Origin of the sequence: Stenotrophomonas sp. GD04024 (genome assembly GCF_029837545.1) — a bacterium.
Taxonomy (GTDB): Bacteria; Pseudomonadota; Gammaproteobacteria; order Xanthomonadales; family Xanthomonadaceae; genus Stenotrophomonas; species Stenotrophomonas forensis.
In genome coordinates, this window is sequence record NZ_JAOEDV010000007.1 from 80,843 (window position 1) to 96,283 (window position 15,441).

17 protein-coding genes and 1 pseudogene are annotated in these 15,441 nt (G+C 65.1%); 13 read left to right on the forward strand and 5 right to left on the reverse strand.

All coding sequences use genetic code 11. The annotated features are described in order from the left end of the window. Positions 1-129 precede the first annotated feature (129 nt). On the reverse strand, positions 130-1,056 hold the full coding sequence (locus N7590_RS03980) for a phosphoribosylaminoimidazolesuccinocarboxamide synthase (protein ID WP_164241292.1): 927 nt from the start codon (positions 1,054-1,056) through the stop codon (positions 130-132). 144 nt (positions 1,057-1,200) lie between these two features. Here N7590_RS03980 and N7590_RS03985 point away from each other — a divergent pair, with 144 nt between their 5' ends. The 6 genes from N7590_RS03985 (at position 1,201) to N7590_RS04010 (ending at position 6,296) form a co-directional block, all read left to right on the forward strand. Further along, the gene (locus N7590_RS03985; protein WP_005411327.1) at positions 1,201-1,530 is read left to right on the forward strand and encodes a DnaJ domain-containing protein; all 330 of its coding nucleotides are present in this window, start codon (positions 1,201-1,203) and stop codon (positions 1,528-1,530) included. Positions 1,531-1,560: 30 nt separating this feature from the next. Next, on the forward strand, positions 1,561-2,235 hold the full coding sequence (rpe, locus tag N7590_RS03990) for a ribulose-phosphate 3-epimerase (protein ID WP_032127160.1): 675 nt from the start codon (positions 1,561-1,563) through the stop codon (positions 2,233-2,235). Positions 2,236-2,295: 60 nt separating this feature from the next. After that, positions 2,296-2,778 carry a GNAT family N-acetyltransferase gene (locus N7590_RS03995; protein ID WP_012481443.1) on the forward strand — a complete coding sequence of 161 codons (483 nt, stop codon included), beginning with the start codon at positions 2,296-2,298 and terminating at the stop codon, positions 2,776-2,778. Positions 2,779-3,049: 271 nt separating this feature from the next. Beyond that, the gene (gene yegS / locus N7590_RS04000) at positions 3,050-3,985 is read left to right on the forward strand and encodes a lipid kinase YegS (RefSeq protein WP_164241291.1); all 936 of its coding nucleotides are present in this window, start codon (positions 3,050-3,052) and stop codon (positions 3,983-3,985) included. Positions 3,986-4,290: 305 nt separating this feature from the next. Continuing rightward, positions 4,291-5,781 (forward strand): anthranilate synthase component I, encoded by a 1,491-nt coding sequence (gene trpE, locus N7590_RS04005; protein ID WP_164241290.1) that lies wholly within the window; start codon positions 4,291-4,293, stop codon positions 5,779-5,781. 266 nt (positions 5,782-6,047) lie between these two features. Then, entirely contained in the window at positions 6,048-6,296 is a 249-nt protein-coding gene (locus N7590_RS04010; protein ID WP_154582874.1) for a hypothetical protein, read from the forward strand. 23 nt (positions 6,297-6,319) lie between these two features. Here N7590_RS04010 and N7590_RS04015 read toward each other — a convergent pair whose 3' ends face one another. After that, the gene (locus N7590_RS04015; protein WP_053509138.1) at positions 6,320-6,826 is read right to left on the reverse strand and encodes a hypothetical protein; all 507 of its coding nucleotides are present in this window, start codon (positions 6,824-6,826) and stop codon (positions 6,320-6,322) included. Beyond that, positions 6,811-7,932: a PAAR domain-containing protein gene (locus N7590_RS04020; RefSeq protein WP_164241289.1), complete on the reverse strand. Its 1,122-nt coding sequence runs from the start codon at positions 7,930-7,932 to the stop codon at positions 6,811-6,813. Before N7590_RS04020 ends, N7590_RS04015 begins: the two co-directional genes overlap by 16 nt. 601 nt (positions 7,933-8,533) lie before the next feature. On the opposite strand from N7590_RS04020, the gene N7590_RS04025 reads away from it, so the two are divergent. The 5 genes and pseudogenes from N7590_RS04025 to N7590_RS04045 form a co-directional block, all read left to right on the forward strand. After that, positions 8,534-9,304: an SIMPL domain-containing protein gene (locus tag N7590_RS04025; protein WP_053509140.1), complete on the forward strand. Its 771-nt coding sequence runs from the start codon at positions 8,534-8,536 to the stop codon at positions 9,302-9,304. Positions 9,305-9,306: 2 nt separating this feature from the next. Next, complete coding sequence (locus tag N7590_RS04030; protein ID WP_053509142.1) at positions 9,307-9,894, forward strand: aminodeoxychorismate/anthranilate synthase component II; 588 nt, start codon at positions 9,307-9,309, stop codon at positions 9,892-9,894. Between the two features lie 16 nt (positions 9,895-9,910). After that, positions 9,911-10,942, forward strand: a complete 1,032-nt coding sequence (gene trpD, locus N7590_RS04035) for an anthranilate phosphoribosyltransferase (protein WP_053509144.1) — start codon at positions 9,911-9,913, stop codon at positions 10,940-10,942. A gap of 74 nt (positions 10,943-11,016) precedes the next feature. Beyond that, on the forward strand, positions 11,017-11,811 hold the full coding sequence (gene trpC / locus N7590_RS04040; RefSeq protein ID WP_014038737.1) for an indole-3-glycerol phosphate synthase TrpC: 795 nt from the start codon (positions 11,017-11,019) through the stop codon (positions 11,809-11,811). Further along, positions 11,808-12,476: pseudogene (locus N7590_RS04045) on the forward strand (haloacid dehalogenase-like hydrolase); the annotation flags it as partial. The gene trpC and the pseudogene N7590_RS04045, both read left to right, overlap by 4 nt. Before the next feature lie 44 nt (positions 12,477-12,520). Here N7590_RS04045 and N7590_RS04050 read toward each other — a convergent pair. Then, a complete protein-coding gene (locus tag N7590_RS04050) occupies positions 12,521-13,282 on the reverse strand; it encodes a sulfite exporter TauE/SafE family protein (RefSeq protein WP_006473912.1) in 762 nt (253 codons plus the stop codon). Positions 13,283-13,344: 62 nt separating this feature from the next. Beyond that, positions 13,345-14,034 carry a cAMP-activated global transcriptional regulator CRP gene (crp, locus tag N7590_RS04055; RefSeq protein ID WP_010482649.1) on the reverse strand — a complete coding sequence of 230 codons (690 nt, stop codon included), beginning with the start codon at positions 14,032-14,034 and terminating at the stop codon, positions 13,345-13,347. A gap of 149 nt (positions 14,035-14,183) precedes the next feature. Here crp and speD point away from each other — a divergent pair, with 149 nt between their 5' ends. Further along, a complete protein-coding gene (gene speD, locus N7590_RS04060) occupies positions 14,184-14,978 on the forward strand; it encodes an adenosylmethionine decarboxylase (protein WP_006473908.1) in 795 nt (264 codons plus the stop codon). 169 nt (positions 14,979-15,147) lie between these two features. After that, the coding region (locus tag N7590_RS04065) for a multidrug efflux SMR transporter (RefSeq protein ID WP_279935176.1) at positions 15,148-15,441 on the forward strand (294 nt) is incomplete at its 3' end.

A 15,441-nucleotide genomic window follows, 5' to 3' on the forward strand; every position in this document is an offset into this window, starting at 1 on the left:
GCACTACCCCAGGCAACCGGCAGTAGAGCCAGGCCATGCCTGGCTGCAGGCTCGCGAGGTTGCCGGCCAGCGGCCGGCACTACCGCATTCAGAACGCCCCCAGCCAGGCCGGCCGGGGGCGCAGGGGGATCAGTCGACGCTGATCCCGGCCAGGCGCTGCAGCGCCTCGGCGTACTTGGCGCGGGTGCGCTCGATGATCCCGGCCGGGATGCTCGGGCCCGGGGCGGTCTTGCCCCAGTCCAGCGTCTCCAGGTAATCACGCACGAACTGCTTGTCGTAGCTCGGCGGGCTGGTGCCCACTTCGTACTCGTCGGCCGGCCAGTAACGCGAGGAATCCGGGGTCAGCATCTCGTCCATGATGTACAGGCGGCCATCGGCATCGGTGCCGAATTCGAACTTGGTGTCGGCCAGGATGATGCCGCGCTCGCGGGCGTAATCGGCGGCGAACTTGTAGATGCGCAGGGTGGCATCACGCACGCGCTCGGCCAGGTCCGCACCCACCTGTTTCACCATCGCATCGAAATCGATGTTCTCGTCATGGTCGCCGACGGCGGCCTTGGTCGAGGGGGTGAAGATCGGCTCGGGCAGCTGCTCGGCCTGGCGCAGGCCGTCGGGCAGGTCGATGCCGCTGACCTTGCCGGTGCGCTGGTAGTCCTTCCAGCCGCTGCCGATCAGGTAGCCGCGGGCGATGGCTTCCACCGGCACCGGCTTCAGCTTGCGGGTGACCACCGCGCGCTTGGCATACAGGGCCGGGTCCACGCCCTCGGGCAGCACGCTGGCCACGTCGATGCCGGTCAGGTGGTTGGGCATCAGGTGCGCGGTCTTGGCGAACCAGAAGTTGGAGACCTGGCAGAGCATCTCGCCCTTGCCCGGGATCGGGTCGGGCAGCACCACGTCGAACGCCGACAGGCGATCGGTGGCCACCATCAGCAGGTACTCGCCCGGCGGGGTTCCGGCTGGCAGCCGCTCGCGCGGGATATCGAACACATCACGCACCTTGCCGCGATGGCGCAAGGGCAGGCCGGGGAGATCGGATTGCAACAGCGTGGTTGGCACGGGCACTCCTGGGGCGTTGTCGATACGGCTGCTGCCCAACGGACCCGGCGGGCCCGCTGACCAGCGGGCGGCCTAGTGTAAAGCGGTCCGGGCCCGCTGTGACGTAAAATGAGCGTCCATTTCGTCGGTCGACCCCGGAGCGCCATGCGCTGGTACGGAAAACTGCTCGGATTCATCGCCGGCGCCCTGCTGTTCCGGCCCAATCCGCTGTTTGGCGCGGTGGTCGGCCTGTTGATCGGCCACGCCTTCGATTCGGACTGGTTCCGCCTGAACAAGGAGAACCCGTACCGGGAGCTGGGGCTGACCTCGGAGGCCACCGATGCCGAGGTCGAGCGCGCCTATCGCAAGCTGATCTCCCAGTACCACCCCGACAAGCTTGGCGGCGCCGCCCCCGAGCTGCAGCAGCAGGCCGAGCAGAAGTCGCGGCGGATCAATGCCGCGTACGACCGCATCAAGACCCTGCGCAAGCGCTGACCCTCTTTCCCCTCGTTGCAAGGCCCGGCCATGTCCAACTGCCTCATTGCCCCGTCCATCCTGTCCGCCAACTTCGCTCGCCTCGGCGAGGAAGTCGACAACGTCCTCGCCGCCGGCGCCGACTGGGTCCACTTCGACGTGATGGACAACCACTACGTGCCGAACCTGACCATCGGCCCGATGGTCTGCCAGGCCCTGCGCAAGCACGGCGTGACCGCGCCGATCGACGTGCACCTGATGGTCGAGCCGGTGGACCGCATCATTCCGGATTTCGCCGAGGCCGGTGCCACCTACATCAGCTTCCATCCGGAGGCCAGCCGCCACGTGCATCGCACCATCCAGCTGATCCGCTCGCTGGGCTGCAAGCCGGGCATCGTGCTCAATCCGGCCACGCCGGTGGACATCCTCGACTGGGTGCTGGATGACCTGGACCTGGTGCTGCTGATGTCGGTCAACCCGGGCTTCGGCGGCCAGGCCTTCATCCCCTCGGCGCTGGACAAGCTGCGCGTGGTGCGCAAGATGATCGATGCCAGTGGCAAGGACATCCGCCTGGAGATCGACGGCGGCGTGAAGGCCGACAACATCGGCGAGATCGCCGCCGCCGGCGCCGACACCTTCGTCGCCGGTTCGGCCATCTTCAACGCCAAGACCAGTTACCAGGACGTGATCGCGCAGATGCGCGCGAATGTCGCTGCAGCGCGCTGACAAAAAGGGGACGGAGGGGATTAAGCTCGCTTAATTCCCTCCGTCCCCTTTTTTCCGATCATGGCACTGTTGAACATCCGCCCGGCCACCGTGGCCGATGCCGGCCTGATCCTGCATTTCATCCGCGAACTGGCGATCTACGAGAAGGCCGAGCATTCGGTGCAGACCGATGAGATCGGCATCGCCGAGAGCCTGTTCGGTGCCGACGCTACGGCACGCGCGCTGATCTGCGAAGCCGACGGCGAAGCGATCGGCTACGCGGTGTATTTCTACAATTACTCCACCTGGCTGGGCCGCAAGGGCATCTACCTGGAAGACCTGTACGTCAGCCAGGAAAAGCGCGGCGTCGGCGCCGGCAAGGCGCTGCTGAAGTACATCGCGCGCCAGGCGGTGGCCGAAGGCTGCGGGCGCTTCGAATGGTCGGTGCTGGACTGGAACACCCCGGCCATCGAGTTCTATACCGCTGCCGGCGCCAAGCCACAGGACGAGTGGACCGTGTACCGGCTGCAGGGCCAGGCGCTGCACGATTTCGCCAACGGTTGAGGCTCGTGGGGGCAAACCCCAGTTGGGTGGGCGCGGACCCCAGTTGGGTGGGTGCGAACCTTGGTTCGCACTCCCTGTGAACTCCAAAAAAAAAAGACCACGCCAATCACTGGCGTGGCCCTGCTGCATGCGTGGGAGGCTGATCCTGCCTCCATCCATCGTCCCTGCTATGGCCTTCCATTCTCCGGTAGCTGAATGACATCTGCGTGACATTCACTGGGGACAAACAGCGCATTGCTAGCCTGTGCCACCCCCGCACCGGAAGCACTGCATGACCATCCCGCGCTGGCGCCTGATCCTCAACGGAAAATCCGCGGGCAACGACGCGCTGCGCGACGCCGTCGGCCATTGGCGCGGACAGGGCGTGCAGCTGGACGTGCGGGTGACCTGGGAAGAGGGGGATGCCGAACGCTACGTGGCCGAAGCGATCGACCACGGCGTGGACGTGATCGTTGCCGCCGGTGGCGACGGTACGCTCAGCGCGGTGGCGGAAACGCTGGCGCATCGTGAGGAACCTGCCGATGCGCTGCCCTCGCTGGCGCTGATCCCGATGGGGACGGCCAACGATTTCGCCACCTCGGCCGGCATCCCGACCGAACCGAAGGACGCCTTCGCGCTGATCGGGCAGGCGCGGCCGCACGCCATCGATCTGCTGCGCGTGGACGCCGATGGCACGCCCTGGTGGTGCGCCAATCTCGCCAGCGGGGGCTTCGGTACGCAGGTCACCGTGGAGACCGATGCTGGCCTGAAGAAGATGCTGGGTGGGCTGGCCTATGTGATCACCGGCATCGCCAAGCTCGGGCGGATCGAGCCGATCAGTGCGCGCCTGTCGGGCCCCGATTTCGCCTGGGAAGGCGATTTCATCGCACTGGGCATTGGCAACGGTCGCCAGGCCGGTGGCGGCCAGCAGCTGTGCCCGCAGGCACTGATCGACGACGGGTTGCTGGATGTGACGGTACTGCCGGAGCTGGAAGGCGAGGTGACCGCCACGCTGGGCCAGATGCTGAAGTCGGGCACCCAGGCCGCGCTGGAACAGCTGGCCACGCGCGCGCGGCTGCCGTGGCTGCAGCTCGCATCCGAGCGTCCGCTGACGCTCAACCTGGACGGTGAACCGGTGCAGGCCCGCCAGTTCCGCATCGAGTGCGTGCCGGGCAGGGTGCGGATGCATCTGCCGGCCGGCTGCCCGTTGCTGGCCGGGCAGGGCTAGAGCCGGCGGGTAGAGTCGACTGTTAGTCGACTTGCGCGCGCAGCGCGGGTTCTTACGCCGTCGGAACGAAGAGCAGTCGGCTGACAGTCGACGCTAACGGTCGCCGTTGCTGGTCCCAGTGAACGGCCCCGGGCGTCGCGCGGTTCAGTTTCACAGGGTTCCCCTCCCGCCTTTGCTGCGATACAGTCAGTGGGTGTCCAGCCTGACGACCCCGCATACCCTTTCTTCCGCACGCCGTTGGTGGCGATGGTGGCCCGTTGCCGTCGTCCGCCCCCATAACGCTGTGTCCCGGAAGGAAAGTCGTCTTGAACTCGCACGCCCAGTTTCTGCAGCAGGCCGCTGAAGGCCACACCCACATTCCCGTTGTCCGCGAAGTGCTGTCCGACCTGGACACGCCGCTTTCGGTCTATCTGAAGCTCGCCGACGGCCCCAATACCTACCTGTTTGAATCCGTCGAAGGCGGCGAGCGCTTTGGTCGTTACTCGATCATCGGCCTGCCGGCGCGCCGCGTGTACGCCTTCCACGGCCACACGCTGACCGTGCGCGAGGACGGCCAGGTGGTGGAAACCCGCGAAGTGGCCGACCCGTTCGCCGAGGTCGAGGCGCTGCGCAGCGCCCACTCGGTGCCCAAGCTGGACGGCCTGCCGGGCTTCACCGGTGGCCTGGTCGGCTGGTTCGGCTTCGAGTGCATCGGCTACATCGAACCGCGCCTGGCACCGCCGGCCGGCCGCGATGAACTGGGTACCCCGGACATCCTGCTGCTCGATTCCAACGAGCTGGCGGTGTTCGACAACCTCAAGGGCCGCCTGTACCTGATCGTGCATGCCGACCCGCGTGTCGACGGTGCGTTCGAGCAGGCACAGGCGCGCCTGGATGCGCTGACCGCGAAGCTGCGCGCGCCGGGCGCGGGCTATCCGGCGCCGCTCAACAGCGACGTGCTGGACGAATCCGATTTCGTCTCCGGATTCACCCGCGAAGGCTTCGTCGATGCGGTCCAGCGCAGCAAGGAATACATCCGCGCCGGCGACATCTTCCAGGTAGTGCTCAGCCAGCGCCTGAGCGTGCCGTTCAAGGCGCGCCCGGTGGATGTGTACCGCGCGCTGCGTGCACTGAATCCTTCGCCGTACATGTACTTCCTCGATGTCGGCGACCTGCAGGTGGTCGGTTCCTCGCCGGAAATCCTGGTACGCCTGCAACATACTGATGACGGCGTGGGCGAAGTCACCGTGCGTCCGATTGCCGGTACCCGTCCGCGCGGCGCCACCGTCGAGCAGGACCTGGCGCTGGAGGCCGAGCTGCTGGCCGACCCGAAGGAGCGCGCCGAGCACCTGATGCTGATCGACCTCGGCCGCAACGACGCCGGCCGCGTCTCCAAGGCCGGTACCGTGGAAGTGGGCGAGCAGTTCGTGATCGAACGCTACAGCCACGTCATGCACATCGTCAGCGAAGTGACCGGGCAGCTGCAGCCGGGCCTGAGCTATGCCGATGTGCTGCGTGCCACCTTCCCGGCCGGTACGGTCAGCGGTGCGCCGAAGATCCGTGCGCTGGAAGTGATCCGCGAGCTGGAACCGATCAAGCGCAATGTCTACGCCGGCAGCATCGGCTACATCGGCTGGCATGGCGATGCCGATACCGCGATTGCGATCCGCACCGCGGTGATCAAGGACGGCCGCCTGTACGTGCAGGCCGGCGCCGGCATCGTCTACGACTCGGACCCGGACAAGGAATGGGACGAGACGATGAACAAGGGCCGCGCGCTGTTCCGCGCCGTCGCCCAGGCTGCCAAGGGGTTGTAGTTGCTGGGCGCCCTGTTGAGGGCCGGGCCTGTGAATGCCTTTCTTCCGACGATTCGAAGTGCTGTTGTTCCAATCGAACGGAACTCTTTTGACCCGTCCAAAGGTGTGGAGAGCTTCACCATGGCAGTCACATCTGCATCTTCACCTCCCCACGCATCCAGATAGGATGCATCGATGGAACCGGATACGGACACCGACTGGCCTGGTGCTACTGGGGTCAAGTTGGACAGAAGGGCGCCATCGAGCATGTGCGAGGGAAGCGTCAGTTGGCGCTGCGTCCGGTTGTCATGAAGAACAATGTAAGGGCCACCGTAGCGAATGAATTCCAATGGCAGATTGATGGGCGTGTCCTTGACGTTCCTGACGCTGATATCGAAGGCGATTCTGTCGCCATCAAAGATGCAGGGAGTCTGCCCCTTGCAGCTGGCAGTGATTTCAAAGTCAGGATTGCTGTCCGTGGATCGGCTCTTTGCGTTGCTGACGCTGCTCAATCCCATGGCCATGAAAAGCGCTAGTCGACGCATATCACAGGCACCAATCAAGAGTTATCTTTTACATCCTTGCCAACGATGCGAAGCGTCGTTTCACCAATCAGGCGGAACGTGAAGGTTCCGTCCAGTGGTGCGGATATCCTTATCTGCGCTGTGACGTCTGCGGACGAGCCGCCCCATTCCTCAAGCCGTGAGGCATTGATGGATCCAGGCACAGAAACGGACTGTCCTGCCTCTAACAGAGTGAAATCATTCAGCAGCTTCTCGTCCCGCATGCCAGACGGCACGGATTCCGAGTAATTGCGCCTGTTGTCGTGCAGCGTGATGTACGGGCCGCCGCGTCGAATGAACTCCAGTGGGAACTTGATCGTGGTGTTGCTGACATTCTTTACTGTGACGATGAAATCAACATCGTCACGCTCAAAGATGCATCGAGAGCTTCCGGCGCATGCCGCACTTACCTCGAAGTCGGGATTCGAACTCATGGGTTGGGTCTCGGCGCTTGCGCTGCTGCTCAAGAGGATGGCGGCATGGATGATCAACTGATGGCGCATGTTACTGCCCTCCCTATCGCGAGGCTCAGCGAAGTCTGTGCTTCCAGAGCGATCGGCCAAGCGTGCCTTGATTCTGTGGTGGTGGAACCTGAAGTCGACATGATGGTGGCCGTTGGATCAGATTCTGGTTTGATCGCAGGGAGCTGGATGACGGCTTCATCCAGTGTGCCGTCGCTTGCATAGTAACGAAGTGTCCATTCCTCATCTGCGTAGGCGTACTCGTCAGCAATCCCGACACAATGAGCGTACTCGTGAGCAAGGGTCCAAGCGTTGGTATCTTTCCAGACGTTCACTTCCAGGCTCGCAACGTTCTCGTGCACTGAGGTAGCAGCAATATTCACCATATAGTCGTGTCCGCTTGTGACCCAGGCTACCTTGTACCTTATCGGGAAGCTTTTCTCGCCACATGATGGGTCTGTCACTACCAGCCTGAACTTCTCATTCCAGAGTTGCTCAATACCCGCTTCCATGCGCGTCTTCAACGCTGCGACATCAGCTTCCGTGACACTCGGCGGCCGTCTGTCGCGCTGCGGCGCGATCTTGAGCTTTACGATGACTTCAACATCCCCGCCGCTGCGTAGCGGAACGTAGATCCTGAATCGACGCTCAAAGCTGAAGGATCGAGCCGCGCCTCCGGGCCCATAGACTTGATAGTAGCGGCCGTGCGCATTCGCGGAGATCCTGATGCTGTGGTCATCTGCCCAGCAGGCAGCGCGCGCCGGACGATGCCGGCCAAGTGAAGACCCTGTCGTGGAGGTCGCTGGCGCGGGTTGATTTGCGGCGCTTGGTCGGGGCGGTGTTTCGTGCGGAGGTGTGTACGCCGTTCTGGTTGGGGATTCTCCCTGATCCACAAATACCAGGTTCTGCCGCCCCGCAATCAGCCAGCATCCACAACTTGTCCGGTCGCCATGCCGGGCAGCGGCGTTCCCATCCACGATCAGCGTGGCATCGCCGGTAATGATCGTGCCGGGGCCATGCGCCGCACAGATCGTGCGGTCACCTACTCGGGCCATGGGCCGTCCCTCGATATCGGTGAACGGTGAGCCGGTGAGAACGCTGCCGCCACTACTGAGCCTATCGCCCACGACGATGAACAATCGCGCCATCCTGGCGCTCCTGTGCTGCTGGAGAGTGCGAAGGAGGATGAGCGGCCGAGAAAGCCGCCTCAATCGCACTGGCGCGCAACTGCAAGGGCGGTCACATAGGGCCAGGTAGAAGTCTGCAAAACCAGGACGGAGCCCTTTCCGCACCAAGGCAATTGCGTCATGCACGAGGTGGCCCCCGATTCTGCTCCCTGATCAGGCAGATAAATCTCCCCGCCCCGGGGCGTTCGGGATCTGATACGCTTGGGCCCATACACCGCAACGGCGCTTCCAGGCCGCTGCCTCCGGTAATCGCCCCCAGAGTAGTCCGATGACCCGCACCCTGCTGAACAACGTAGCCAAGTGGTGGCGCTTCCAATAGGAAGCGGCAGGTCGTGGCGGTCCCGGACCGCACCTTGCCGCCGTATCGGCGGGCAAGATCCAATAGAACGCTCCCCGGCACGGCGGCTCCCCCCAACAGGAGCTGGTTGATTGCTGCACAAAGCGTACCCCCACAGACTTATGCGACGTTGCGGCCACCTTGAGTGGGCGCCTCGCCCGGCTGTGCGTATTGCCCGCAGCAACGAGCCTCCCGCCGTCCTCACCTGCCGACAAGGAACACCGCATGAAGCTGCTTAGCGCATGGTTGTTGTCGTCCACCCTGGCCCTGATGGCCCCGTCTGCGTGGGCGCAGGCCAACACCATTCCCTCGCAGCCGCACCTGCTGGTGAAGGGTGAGGCGCGCCGCGTGGTGATGCCGGACCGGTTCGGCCTGCAGCTGAACATCGAAGAGACCGACATGGATGCCGATGCCGCGCGGCGCCGCGTGCAGGACAACGTTGCCCGCGTGCTGGCGCTGTTCAAGCAGTACAAGGCGGAGGAAGGCAGCGTGCGTGCGGACAACCTGCGCATTGGTCCTGCAACGCGCTATGAGCAGAGCCGGCAGGTCTTCATCGGTACCCGCGTAGGGCGCCAGCTGCGTGCCAGCTTCGCCAGCGTGAAGGCGATGCAGGACGTGCTGGGTGCGCTGAAGGCCAACGAGAACGTGCAGGTCAGCAGCGTGGCCCCAACCTATTCGGGCGAAGTGGCGCTGCGACGCGAACTCAAGGGCGAGGCGGCGGCGCAGACGCGCGAGTCCGCGCAGGGCCTGGCCAAGGCTTACGGCACGAAGCTGCGCGGCCTGTACAGCATCTCCGATGTGGCGCCGAACTTTGCCTATGGCGTGCAGGCGGGGAACTGGCCTCGCGTCGACGACACGTTCGCGCCGCCCGTGCCGCCCGCGCCGCAGAACAGCATCGAGGCCACCGGTTCGAACATACGCGAGTCGATCGAAGCCGGCCCCATCACCTACACCGAAAACGTGTACGCCATTTTCCTGATAAGCGACGGAACCTGACCATGTTGTGGATGATCGACAACTACGACAGCTTCACCTACAACCTCGTGCAATACCTGCAGACGCTGGGCGCCGAAGTGAAGGTGGTGCGCAACGATGCGATGAGCGTGGATGAGATTGCCGCGCAGAAACCCGAGCGCATCGTCATCTCGCCCGGCCCGTGCACGCCCAACGAAGCGGGCGTGTCGCTGGAACTGATCGAGCGCCTGGGCCCGACCACGCCGATCCTCGGCGTGTGCCTGGGCCACCAGGGCATCGGCCAGGTCTACGGCGGTACGGTCATCCGCGCCGGCAACATCATGCACGGCAAGACCTCGCCGATCCGCCACGAGGGCAAGGGCGTGTTCGCCGGCCTGCCGGACCGCTACCAGGCCACCCGCTACCACTCGCTGGTGGTGGACAAGAACCGCCTGCCGGACTGCCTGGAAGTGACCGCCTGGACAGAGAACGACGACGGCTCGATCGAAGAGATCATGGGCCTGCGCCACCGCCAGTTCCCGGTGGAAGGCGTGCAGTTCCACCCCGAATCCATCCTCACCGAACACGGTCACGCCCTGCTGCGCAATTTCCTGCAGCGGCCGGCGGCCTGATCCAAGGAGCATTCCCATGAGCTTCTCCCCCCAGGAAGCCCTGCAGCGCACCATCGAACACCGCGAAATCTTCTTCGACGAAATGGTCGACCTGATGCGGCAGATCATGCGCGGCGATGTCTCGCCGATGATGACCGCCGCCATCCTCACCGGCCTGCGGGTGAAGAAGGAAACCATCGACGAGATCGCTGCAGCGGCCACCGTGATGCGCGAGTTCGCGCTGGCGGTGCCGGTGGCCGATCCCACCCACCTGGTCGACATCGTCGGCACCGGTGGCGACGGTTCGCACACCTTCAACATCTCCACCTGCGCGATGTTCGTCGCCGCCGCCGCCGGTGCGCGCGTGGCCAAGCACGGCAACCGCAGCGTGTCGTCCAAATCCGGCAGCGCCGATGCGGTGGAAGCGCTGGGCGCGGCCATCGAGCTGCAGCCGGCGCAGGTGGCCGCCGCGATCGAGCAGACCGGCATCGGCTTCATGTTCGCGCCGATCCATCATCCGTCGATGAAGGTGGTCGCGCCGGTACGCCGCGAGATGGGCGTGCGCACCATCTTCAACATCCTCGGCCCGCTGACCAACCCGGCCAGCGCACCGTCGGTGCTGATGGGCGTGTTCCACCCCGATCTGGTGGGTATCCAGGCGCGCGTGCTGCGCGAACTGGGCACCGAGCGCGCCATGGTGGTCTGGGGCCGCGACAACATGGACGAGATCTCGCTGGGTGCCGGCACCCTGGTCGGCGAGCTGCGCGACGGCAAGGTGCGCGAGTACGAGATCCACCCGGAGGACTTCGGCATCGCCATGTCGGCCAGCCGCAACCTGCGTGTGGACAGCCCGGAGCAGTCCATCGCGATGCTGCGCGCGGTACTGGACAACACCCCGGGCCCGGCGCTGGACATCGTCGCCCTGAACGCCGGTGCCGCCCTGTACGTGGCCGGCGTGGCCAGCGACATCGGCGACGGCCTGGCCCGCGCCCGTGCCGCCATCGCCAACGGCAGCGCCCGCCAGCGCCTGCAGCAGTACGTTGACATCACCCGCGCGCTGGTTGCCTGAGCGCGCGGTTCAGCCTGATCCCCTCGATGGCCGATAATGGCCGTCCTCACCGCCCCCGCATTGAACCGACGACGATGAGCGACATCCTGCAGACGATCCTGGCCCGCAAGGCCGAAGAAGTGGCCCAGCGCCGCGCCCAGCGCCCCCTCGAGGAGCTGCAGGCCGCCCTGGCCAGCGCCCCGCCGGTACGTGGCTTCGTGCGCGCGCTGCAGGCCGCGGTGGCCAATGGCGACCCCGCGGTGATCGCCGAGGTGAAGAAGGCCAGCCCGTCCAAGGGCGTGATCCGCCCGGACTTCCGCCCGGCCGACATCGCCGTCAGTTACGAGTTCGGCGGTGCCAGCTGCCTGTCGGTGCTGACCGACGTCGATTTCTTCCAGGGCGCCGACGCCTACCTGCAGCAGGCCCGCGAGGCCTGCACGCTGCCGGTGCTACGCAAGGACTTCGTGATCGACGCCTACCAGGTGTACGAGGCACGCGTGCTGGGCGCCGACTGCATCCTGCTGATCGTTGCGGCGCTGGACGACACCCAGCTGGCCACCCTGTCCGAACTGGCGCTGTCGCTGGGCATGGACGTGCTGGTGGAAGTGCACGACATCGACGAACTGGAGCGCGCGCTGCAGGTGCCGGCGCCGATGATCGGCATCAACAACCGCAACCTGCGCACCTTCGAGGTCTCGCTGCAGACCACGCTGGACATGCAGAACGCCGTGCCGCGCGACCGCCTGCTGGTGACCGAGAGCGGCATCCTCGGCCCGCAGGACGTGGCGCTGATGCGCGACGCCGGCATCCACGCGTTCCTGGTCGGCGAGGCCTTCATGCGCGTGGAAGAGCCGGGCGAGGGCCTGCGTCAGCTATTCTTCGCGGCATGACAACGCACTATCCAACGCCGCGCGGGGATGCGCCGCTGGTGGTCTTCGACTTCGACCACACCCTCTACGACGGCGATTCGGGCACCCACCTGTTCGCCTCGCTGATCAAGCGCAATCCGCTGCGCATGCTGGCCGCGCTGCTGGTCACGCCGATCGCCGGGCCGATGGTGGCGATGCTGCCGACCCGTCGTGCCGGCATTTCGGTCTATGTGTGGATCGGCAGTTTCGGCCTGCACCGGGCGCGCGACTTCAACAAGGTGATTGACGCCTACGTGCTGCGCAATGAGGCGCAGATGCGCGCCAAGCTGTTGCCGCAGGCGCTGGAGGTATTTGCCGCGCACCGCGCCAAGGGCGACCGCGTGGTGGTTGCCACGGGTGCGCCACCCGAGCTGGCGCGCGCGATCCTGGCCTTTGTCGCCCACCAGGACGTGCCGGTGATCGGCACCGAGGTCGGCCCGCGACTGGGCGGGGTCGGCCCGACCCGGCACTGCCACAACGAAGAGAAGATGCGCATGCTGCGCGAGCGCGGCTACGGCGACATCGACATTGCCTATTCCGACAGTACTGCCGACCTGCCGCTGTTGCTGGCCGCCAGGGCGCCGGTGGTGGTGAACCCGAAGCCGGGCAAGGTGGACTTCTTCCGCCGCGTGCTGCCGGCCGGCACTACCGAACGCCGTGCGTGTATCGCAGGGCCATGCCCGGCGAGCGCTCAGCGCGCCAGGTACCCGCTCAGCGCGTGGCCGATCTGGAACAGGCTGATGCCCAGCACCAGCACGCCGACGGCCACCAGCACCCAGCGCTCCTTCAGGCGCTTGACCAGCAGCGCCGCCACCGGCGCGGCCATCATGCCGCCGATCAGCAGGCCGGCCACGATCTGCAGGTGATGCAGCCCCATCGACAGCAGGAACGTTGCTGAAACCGTCAGGGTGACCACGAACTCGGCGGCGTTTACGGTGCCGATGGTGGTGCGCGCCTGGCCGCCGCGGGCGAGCAGGGTGGAGGTGGCCACCGGCCCCCAGCCGCCACCGCCGCTGGCATCCAGGAAGCCGGCCACGAAGCCCAGCACGGGTACCCGCTTGACCTCGCCCTTGGGCATCAGGCGGCCGGCGGCGCGGGCCAGGATGATGATGGCCAGCACCAGCAGGTAGAGATAGATGAGCGGGCGGATCACCTCGCCGGGCAGCTGGGTCAGCCCGTAGGCACCGACTGCGCCGCCTACCGCGCCGGGCAGGGCGAGGCGCAGGAACAAGCGCTTATCGACATTGCCGGCGACCAGATGCGACACACCGGAGGCGCCAGTGGTGAACACCTCGGCGGTGTGGATGGCGGCGCTGGCCTGCGCGGGCGGGATGCCCATGGCCAGCATCACCGACGACGACACCAGGCCGAACGCCATGCCCAGCGCGCCGTCGACCAGCTGGGCGCCGAGGCCGATGAGGATGAACCACCAGAATGCGCTGCTCAGTTCCATGCACCGAGCCTAACGCGCGAAGGAGTGCGGACCAAGGTCCGCACCCACCGGGTGCTCAACGGTCAACGGGTGCCGTACAGCACCACGGTCTTGCCGCGTGCGTGCAGCAGGCCGTCGGTCTGCAGCTTCTTCAGCACGCGGCCGGCCATTTCGCGCGAGCAGCCGACCAGGCGGGCCAGTTCCTGGCGCGAGACGCGCAACTGGCTGCCCTGCGGATGGCTCATCGCCTCCGGCTCCTGCGCCAGGTCGTGCAGGGTGCGCACGATCCGGTCGGTAACGTCCAGGAACGCCAGGCGGCTGGCCTTGCGGCTGGTGTCGAGCAGGCGCTTGGAGATCTGCTGGCCCAGCGCATACAGCAGGCGCGGGGCGTCGGCCGACAGCGGGCCGAGGAACAGCTGGTGCAGGCGTTCGTAGCTGATCTCGGCCAGTTCGCAGGCGGTACGGGTCCGCAGGATCACCTCGCGGCGGTCCGATTCGACGAACAGGCCCATCTCGCCCACGAACTCGCCGGCACCGAAGTAGCCCAGCACAAGCTCGCGATCGTCATCTTCCTCGGCCATGATCGAAACCGAGCCGCTGATGACGTAATACAGGGTTCCCGCCGGGTCACCGGGTCGGAAGACGTCGGTACGGGTGGGATATCGCCGCCTGTGGCTGTGCGCCAGGAAACGATCGATGGTGGCGATATCCAGGGCCAGTGGACTGCTAGCTAGGCGCACGGTTGACACGATAGGGGCGCTCCCTCTGCGCATGAACGGATTCACGGGGTCGATAGCGGAGCTTAACCAGCGCAATTGTTAAGGGCAAACAGTGTGCCAGAACTCTTGCGTCTTCACGTTCCCCCCGGGGGCAGTTTGCCCCATAATTCCCCCTTTCCCTTCTTACACAGGAATCGACCGCCGTGGTCAAGCCGTTGCCTCGCCTGAGGCTGCAGGGTTTCAACAACCTCACCAAGGCGCTGAGCTTCAACATCTATGACGTGTGTTACGCGCGCACCGAAGAGGAGCGTCAGCGTTACATTGAATACATCGATGAAGAGTACAACGCCGACAGGCTGACTCAAATCTTGACCGATGTCGCCGAGATCATCGGCGCCAACATCCTGAACGTGGCCCGCCAGGACTACGACCCGCAGGGTGCCTCGGTGACCATCCTGATCTCTGAAGAGCCGGTGATCGACAAGAAGCAGGCCGGCAAGGAGCTGATCTCCGACGCTGTGGTCGCGCACATGGACAAGAGCCACATCACCGTCCATACCTACCCGGAAACCCATCCGCAGGAAGGTATCGCGACGTTCCGCGCGGACATCGACGTGGCCACCTGTGGCGTCATTTCCCCGCTGAAGGCCCTGAACTACCTGATCGAAAGCCTTGAGTCGGACATCGTGATCATGGACTACCGCGTCCGTGGCTTCACCCGCGATGTGAAGGGCAAGAAGCACTACATCGACCACAAGATCAACTCGATCCAGAACTTCCTGGCCAAGAACATCAAGTCGCGCTACGAGATGTTCGACGTCAACGTCTACCAGGAAAACATCTTCCACACCAAGATGCACCTGAAGGACTTCGACCTGGACCAGTACCTGTTCGAGGAAAAGGCCAAGAACCTGTCGTTCAAGGAACGCATGAAGATCGAAGCGCTGCTCAAGCGCGAGATCGAAGAGCTGTTCCACGGCCGCAACCTGTCCGAGTAAGCCCCACGCGCGATGCCCGCAGGCATCGCCACCCAGGCGGGACGACCCGCCCTGTGGAACCCCTGTACCGCGCAAGCGTCATGGCTCCACGGTGATGTACCGACCCACGGCCCGGTGTGAAAACACCGGGCCGTTTCGTTTTTTCAAAAAAGGTAAGGAGCCCCCACCCATGCCCTGGATCTACCTGCTGCTGGCCGGCCTGTTCGAGATTGGTTTCGCCCTTGGAATGAAGTACTCCGAAGGCTTCAGCAAACCCCTGCCCACCGCTGCCACGGTGGTGTCCGCCCTGATCAGCCTGTACCTGATGAGCCAGGCGATGAAGAGCATCCCGGTTGGCACGGCCTACGCGATCTGGACCGGTATCGGCGCCATGGGCGTGGCGGTGCTGGGCATCTACCTGTTCAACGACAGCGCATCGCCGGCCCGCCTGGCCTGCGTCGGCCTGATCGTGGCCGGGGTGATC

Excerpts from the sequence above, each read along its gene's own strand:
- yegS (WP_164241291.1), top strand. The coding sequence starts at position 3,050 with ATGACCATCCCGCGCTGGCGCCTGATCCTCAACGGAAAATCCGCGGGC.
- N7590_RS03985 (WP_005411327.1), top strand. The coding sequence starts at position 1,201 with ATGCGCTGGTACGGAAAACTGCTCGGATTCATCGCCGGCGCCCTGCTG.
- N7590_RS04015 (WP_053509138.1), bottom strand. The coding sequence starts at position 6,826 with ATGCGCCATCAGTTGATCATCCATGCCGCCATCCTCTTGAGCAGCAGC.
- N7590_RS04050 (WP_006473912.1), bottom strand. The coding sequence starts at position 13,282 with ATGGAACTGAGCAGCGCATTCTGGTGGTTCATCCTCATCGGCCTCGGC.
- trpD (WP_053509144.1), top strand. The coding sequence starts at position 9,911 with ATGAGCTTCTCCCCCCAGGAAGCCCTGCAGCGCACCATCGAACACCGC.
- rpe (WP_032127160.1), top strand. The coding sequence starts at position 1,561 with ATGTCCAACTGCCTCATTGCCCCGTCCATCCTGTCCGCCAACTTCGCT.
- N7590_RS04025 (WP_053509140.1), top strand. The coding sequence starts at position 8,534 with ATGAAGCTGCTTAGCGCATGGTTGTTGTCGTCCACCCTGGCCCTGATG.
- N7590_RS04020 (WP_164241289.1), bottom strand. The coding sequence starts at position 7,932 with ATGGCGCGATTGTTCATCGTCGTGGGCGATAGGCTCAGTAGTGGCGGC.
- crp (WP_010482649.1), bottom strand. The coding sequence starts at position 14,034 with ATGCGCAGAGGGAGCGCCCCTATCGTGTCAACCGTGCGCCTAGCTAGC.
- N7590_RS04030 (WP_053509142.1), top strand. The coding sequence starts at position 9,307 with ATGTTGTGGATGATCGACAACTACGACAGCTTCACCTACAACCTCGTG.
- N7590_RS03995 (WP_012481443.1), top strand. The coding sequence starts at position 2,296 with ATGGCACTGTTGAACATCCGCCCGGCCACCGTGGCCGATGCCGGCCTG.
- trpC (WP_014038737.1), top strand. The coding sequence starts at position 11,017 with ATGAGCGACATCCTGCAGACGATCCTGGCCCGCAAGGCCGAAGAAGTG.